The organism is Bradyrhizobium sp. (assembly GCF_019244115.1).
Lineage (GTDB): Bacteria > Pseudomonadota > Alphaproteobacteria > Rhizobiales > Xanthobacteraceae > Bradyrhizobium.
This window is the reverse complement of sequence record NZ_JAFATE010000124.1, coordinates 1-5,978: the sequence shown is the minus strand read 5'-3', so window position 1 is coordinate 5,978 and position 5,978 is coordinate 1. Positions and strand designations below refer to the sequence as shown.

Annotated in this window: 4 protein-coding genes and 1 pseudogene; 2 read left to right on the top strand and 3 right to left on the bottom strand. The window is 64.6% G+C overall.

The genetic code is table 11. From position 1 onward, the window contains the following. Nucleotides 1-252: pseudogene (locus tag JOZ76_RS05845) on the top strand (hypothetical protein); the annotation flags it as partial. A 107-nt stretch (nt 253-359) separates the two neighbouring features. Here JOZ76_RS05845 and JOZ76_RS05840 read toward each other — a convergent pair. Then, complete coding sequence (locus JOZ76_RS05840) at nt 360-1,094, bottom strand: outer membrane protein (protein WP_291697679.1); 735 nt, start codon at nt 1,092-1,094, stop codon at nt 360-362. A 275-nt stretch (nt 1,095-1,369) separates the two neighbouring features. On the opposite strand from JOZ76_RS05840, the gene JOZ76_RS05835 reads away from it, so the two are divergent. Further along, nucleotides 1,370-2,833, top strand: coding sequence for a serine hydrolase domain-containing protein (locus JOZ76_RS05835; protein ID WP_291697678.1), 1,464 nt, complete (start codon nt 1,370-1,372; stop codon nt 2,831-2,833). A gap of 7 nt (nt 2,834-2,840) precedes the next feature. On the opposite strand, the gene JOZ76_RS05830 is transcribed toward JOZ76_RS05835, so the two are convergent. Both JOZ76_RS05830 and fdhF read right to left on the bottom strand, forming a co-directional pair. Continuing rightward, nucleotides 2,841-3,083: a hypothetical protein gene (locus JOZ76_RS05830; RefSeq protein WP_291697677.1), complete on the bottom strand. Its 243-nt coding sequence runs from the start codon at nt 3,081-3,083 to the stop codon at nt 2,841-2,843. Nucleotides 3,084-3,199: 116 nt separating this feature from the next. Next, a complete protein-coding gene (gene fdhF / locus JOZ76_RS05825) occupies nt 3,200-5,965 on the bottom strand; it encodes a formate dehydrogenase subunit alpha (protein WP_291697676.1) in 2,766 nt (921 codons plus the stop codon). Nucleotides 5,966-5,978 lie beyond the last annotated feature (13 nt).

The following is a 5,978-nucleotide window of genomic DNA, read 5'->3' as shown; positions in this document are numbered from 1 at the left end:
CCGTTCTGTCAGATCCGGCGCCTCGCCTATGATGGCGGCGAATGGCACTGCGCGTTGTCGCGCCAGCGCGAACTGCCCGACTGGCTCGACCAGGCAGTCGAGGCGTCGCACGCCGATCTGATCCTTGCGCTGCTTTGCGCATTCGTCGACGCCCAAGTCGTCGGCGAGCCACCGAGCCAGCCGAGCGTTCCCACACTTACGCGCAAGCTGAAGGTGCTTTACGATACAGTGTGCTGCGACGATTTCGCCTGAGCGATCCCCGAAAAAACGAGAGCCGTCGCATGACGCACCAAGGAATAAAGAAGTAGATGCCCGGCACAAGGCCGGGCATGACGAGTGATGGAGGCGAAGCGCTGCTCTCAGAAGCGGTAGTTCACGCCGACCGTGACCGCGTGGATTGTGTCCTTCAGCGTGAGGCCGCTCACGGTCACGCCGCGCGGATCGGTCAGCGTAAAACCGTGCGTGCCAAAATCGTAGTAGTTGTATTCGAGGGTCGTCGACCAGTGCGGCGCAAACATCCACTCCGCGCCGGCGCCGACCGTCCAGCCCGTCCGGGTCGTGGTCGCGCTGGGATCGACGGGACCGATGAGTGGCGGCGCGAAGGCTTCGTCGATCTTCTCATTGGTCCAGGCGGCACCGCCCCGCGCATAGAACAGCCAATTGTCGGCGCTGTAGCCTAGCCGCGCGGTGGCCGAGGCCAGGAAATCGTTGCGCACGGTGAATTGCGACGGAACCGTGGCGCCGGTCACAAGATTGGTGGCCGTGCCGGGGTTGCTGCTCTTCAGACTGCTGCCGGCTGCGCGGCCCTCGACCCCCACGACCCAGGCGGAAGCGAACTGGTAATCGCAGCCGATCTGTCCGCCACCGACGACCCCGGACGAACCGAAGGTGCTCGACGTTCCGAACGCGCTGTTGATCCGGTCGTCGGCGAACGCCCCTCCGACATGGCCGCCGATATAGCAGCCGGTCCAGCTGAACGCCGCGAGCAGCGGCGGCGCCTTCGCATACATTCGCGCCGGCAGATCAGCCGCCGCCGCATCAACGACCCCAACGATCGAAAGCAGCCCTGCTCCGATCAATGCAAAACGAACCATTTCAAACTCCACAAGCTACGCGACCAAATCGCGCCCAACTCGTGTCGGTGAAATGTGGCGACAAATTCGAACGAGCGGCGGAAAGGGGGCGGAGGTGGTATTTGTTTTCCCAGTGTTGCCGAACTGACGCAACCCGATGCAGCGCCTGGTTGCATATCTGATGTCAACAGCCTGATGCGGAAGCTCCGCGGCGCGGCATTCGCGTCGTGACTTGACAAAGGTCGCGCCTGTTCGCCAACTGCACGTCAAGATAGAGCGATCAATCGAGGGGCAGCATGCATCGCCGGCACCTGCGACACGCCTACGGACTCCTGCTGATTGTCGTTCTGCTCTGCGGCGTCGGCCAGTCGCGCGCCGCCGACACCGCGATATCAGACCATGTCCCCGGCACCGAATGGGAGCGCACATCGCCGGAGCAGGCCGGGTGGTCGGCCAGAACGCTGGCCGATGCGCAGGCCTGGTGGGCGACGATCGAGCCGACCGCGGCAGTCATGATCGTGCAGCATGGGCGCGTGGTCTGGGAATGGGGCGACACGGTCACCAAGTCCAACCTGCACTCGATCCGCAAGAGCCTTCTCAGCGCCCTGATCGGGATCGCGGCTGGCGAGCACAAGATCGACCTCAGTGCCACGATGGAGAGTCTCGGCATCGACGACAACGCGCCCGGCCTCACCGCCACGGAGAAGACCGCGACCGTCGGCGACCTGTTGAAGGCGCGCTCCGGCATCTATCATCCGGCGCTTTACGAGACGCCGGGCATGGCGCGCCTGCGTCCGCCGCGCGGCAGCCACCCGCCCGGCACGTTCTGGTACTACAACAACTGGGACTTCAACGCGCTCGGCAGTATCTACGAGCGCGCGACCGGCGAATGGATTTTCAACGCCTTCGCGCAGAAGATCGCCACGCCGATCGGGATGCAGGACTATCACGCGAGCGACGGAGAATATTTCAGAGGGCCGGCTTCGGAGCATCCGGCCTATCCGATCCGCATGAGCGCGCGCGACCTTGCGCGGTTCGCGCTGCTGTACCTTCACGATGGACGCTGGAACGATCGCCAGATCGTGCCTGCCGCCTGGGTTCGCGACTCGACCCGGGCCTATTCCGAGGCATTTCCGGGGGTCGGTCCGGGACTTGGCTACGGCTATCTGTGGTGGATCGGCTACATAAGCAACACCGGGGCGCCGGTCGTCAAGGTGCCCGAAGGGACCTATTCCGCCCAGGGCGCCGAGGGGCAATATGCCTTCGTCATTCCACCGCTCGATCTCGTCGTCGTACATCGCATCAACAGCGACGCGAGCATCGGCGACGGCCCCGGAGAGCGCAAGGCTGAGCCAAACGGCCGCCAGCTCGGGCGCCTGTTGTGGCTCATCCTCACCGCAGCCGGTGATGCGGATGCCGGGCCCGATGTCAGCCTGGCCCATGCGGATGGAAACCGCCTTTCCGGCGAGGCGTTGCGCACGGCCCTGTCAGGCGCGAGCCTCGAGGTCGGCGGGGAGATCAAGGGAGGCCCCTTCCATTGGCACCTCGATCCCGACGGCAAGCTGACAGTGCTGAACCAGGGTGAGAATGTGGTGCTCACGGGACGCTGGCGGATCGACGGTGACCGCTATTGCCGGAGCGTGGTCGGCGCCCGTCCACAGGACGCCTGTTTTACGGCGACGGCGAAGGACAACAGGATCGCGTTTTTCGATGCCGACGGCTTGATGGCGTTCGATACGATCGTCGAGCGCGCGAAGTAGAGCAAGGTCAGAAGTCCCATTTGTCGCCGAGGATCAGCGGCGCCTGCGGATAGCGCGTCAGATCGTGCTCGAGCGACGGCTCGCCGCCATCGCCGCGATGCGATGGCCGCGCGCGCTCGAGGTGACGCATCGTCGATGCCGCGATGTTGCGATAGATCGCCGTGATCGCGGCACCGAGATCGCCGACGCAGGTCATCGCCGAGCGGCGGTCGCCATGAAGATCGTCGCCGTGCAATTGGACGGTCATCATTGGCCAATCCCGTACAGCCCCCGGATGCGCCAACGCGCCGGACAATGCCCCAGAGTGGAATAGGAATTCGAGACGGGCGTCCGACCCGTCTCATAGGGATCGTATAAGACTCGGTGTTATTCCGCCGCGGTGCGCATCTCGGCGGGCTCGGCCCGGACTGCGCAGAACTTGAACTCCGGAATCTTGCCGAACGGATCGAGCGCCGGGTTGGTCAGGAGGTTCGCGGCGGCCTCTGCATAGCAGAACGGCATGAACACCATGTTCTCCGGCACGTCGCGGTCGCTGCGAACCTTGACCTCGACCGCGCCACGGCGGGTCTGCAGGCGGATGAAATCGCCGGGTGCAAGCTTCATGCGCCGCATGTCGTTGGGCGACATGAAGGCGACCGCTTCCGGCTCGATCTGGTCGAGCACGCTGGAGCGGCGGGTCATCGAGCCGGTGTGCCAATGCTCGAGCACGCGGCCGGTGGAGAGCACCATCGGATATTCGTCGTCCGGCAGTTCGTCCGGGGGAATGACGCGCGCCGGCACGATCTTGCCGCGCCCGCTCTCGGTCGGAAAGCCCGTGGTGAAGATGATCTCATTGCCCGGCTTGTCGGGATCATCGACTGGATAGGTCACCGCGCCTTCGCGCACCAGCCGATCCCAGGTGATGTTCTTCAGCGACGGCATCAGTTCGGCCATCTCGGTGAACACGTCGGCGGGCCCCACATAATTCCACGGCAGCCCCATGCGTCTGCCGATCTCCTGGATGATCCAGAGATCCTGCCGCGCATCGCCGGGCGGTTTGATCACCTCGCGCGCCAGCTGCACGCGGCGGTCGGTGTTGGTGAAGGTGCCGGACTTTTCGGCAAAGGCGGATGCCGGCAGGATGACGTCGGCATGGAACGCGGTCTCGGTGACGAACAGGTCCTGCACCACGAGATGGTCCAGCTTGGCCAGCGCCTCGCGCGCATGCTGCAAATCGGGGTCCGACATGGCAGGATTTTCGCCCTCGATATACATGCCAAAGATTTCTCCGGCATGGATCGCATTCATGATCTCGACCACAGTGAGGCCGCGCACCGGATCGAGATCCTGCTGCCAGACCTTTTCAAATTCACCGCGCAGGTCGTCGCGCCCGACCGGCTGGTAGTCTGGCAGGAACATCGGGATCAGGCCGGCGTCGGAGGCGCCCTGCACGTTGTTCTGGCCGCGCAGCGGATGCAAGCCGGTGCCGGGACGGCCGACCTGGCCGGTGATCAGCGCGAGCGCAATCAGGCAGCGCGCATTGTCGGTGCCATGCACATGCTGGCTGATGCCCATGCCCCAGAAGATGATCGAGGATTTGGCGCGCGCATACATGCGGGCGACTTCGCGCAGCGTTTCGGCCGGAATGCCGCAGATCGGCGCCATCCTCTCCGGCGAAAACTCCTTGATCTTGGCCTTCAGGTCCTCGTACCCCTCGGTGTAGCCCGCGATGTACTGCTCGTCGGTCAGCCCCTCGGTGATGATCGTGTTGATCATCGCGTTCAGCATCGCGACGTCGCTGCCCGGCTTGAACGCGAGATGTTTTGTGGCATGGCGCGACAGCGCCTGCCGCCGCGGATCCATCACGATCAGCTTGGCGCCGCGCTGAGCCGCGTTCTTGATGAAGGTCGCCGCGACCGGATGGTTCACGGTCGGATTGGCGCCGATCACGATGATGACCTCGGCATCGGCAGCCGCCGCGAACGGCGCCGACACCGCGCCCGAGGCGAGGCCCTCGAACAGCGCGGCCACCGAGGAAGCATGGCAAAGCCGGGTGCAGTGGTCGACATTGTTGGAGCCGAAACCGGTGCGCACCAGTTTTTGGAACAGATAGGCCTCCTCGTTGGAGCCCTTGGCCGAGCCGAAGCCCGCCAGCGCCTTGACGCCCTTCTCCTCGCGGATCTTCAAGAGCCCCTTGGCCGCGATATCGAGTGCCTCCTCCCAGGAGGCTTCGCGGAAATGGGTGTAGGGATTGGCCGGATCGACCTGGTCGTTGGCGTCCTTGGGAACGTTCGGCAGCCGCACCAGCGGCTTTGTCAGGCGGTTCGGGTGATGGATGTAGTCGAAGCCGAAGCGGCCCTTGACGCAGAGCCGGTTGTGATTGGCCGGGCCGTCGCGGCCTTCGGCATAGATCACCTTCTCGTCCTTGACCTGATAGGTGACCTGGCAGCCGACGCCGCAATAGGGGCAGAGCGAGTCCACCTTGCGGTCGGCATAGGTGACGCGGGTCTGCTTGTCGTCGAGCATGACAGCCGGCATCAGCGCGCCGGTCGGACAGGCCTGCACGCATTCGCCGCAGGCGACGCAGGTCGATTCCCCCATCGGGTCGTCGAAGTCGAACACGATCTTTGAATCGTGATTACGATAAGCCATGCCGATGACGTCATTGACCTGAACCTCGCGGCAGGCGCGCACGCACAGGCCGCACTGAATGCAGGCGTCGAGATTGACGCGCATCGCGGGATGGCTGACGTCCGCCGTCCAGCGCTCGGCCGCCGGAAAACGGCTCTCGGTGACGCCCGTCTTCTCGGCCCAGTGCCAGAACTTCGAATCCGGATCGTGCGAGGTGTCCCGCGCCGGCTGGTCGGCCACCAGCAGCTCCATCACCATCTTTTGCGCTGTGGTCGCCCGCGCGCTGGCGCTCTTCACCTTCATGCCGACGCTGGGCGTGCGCTTGCAGGAGGCGGCGAGCACGCGCTCGCCCTCGATCTCGACCATGCAGGCACGGCAATTGCCGTCAGGGCGATAGTCCGGAGCCGGCGAATAGCACAGATGCGGGATCTCCGTCCCTTGCCGCTTGGCGACCTGCCAGATGGTCTCGCCGGGCCTGGCTTCGACCATCTTGCCGTCGAGTTCGAACTGGATCTTTGTCATTCCGCAGCGTCCT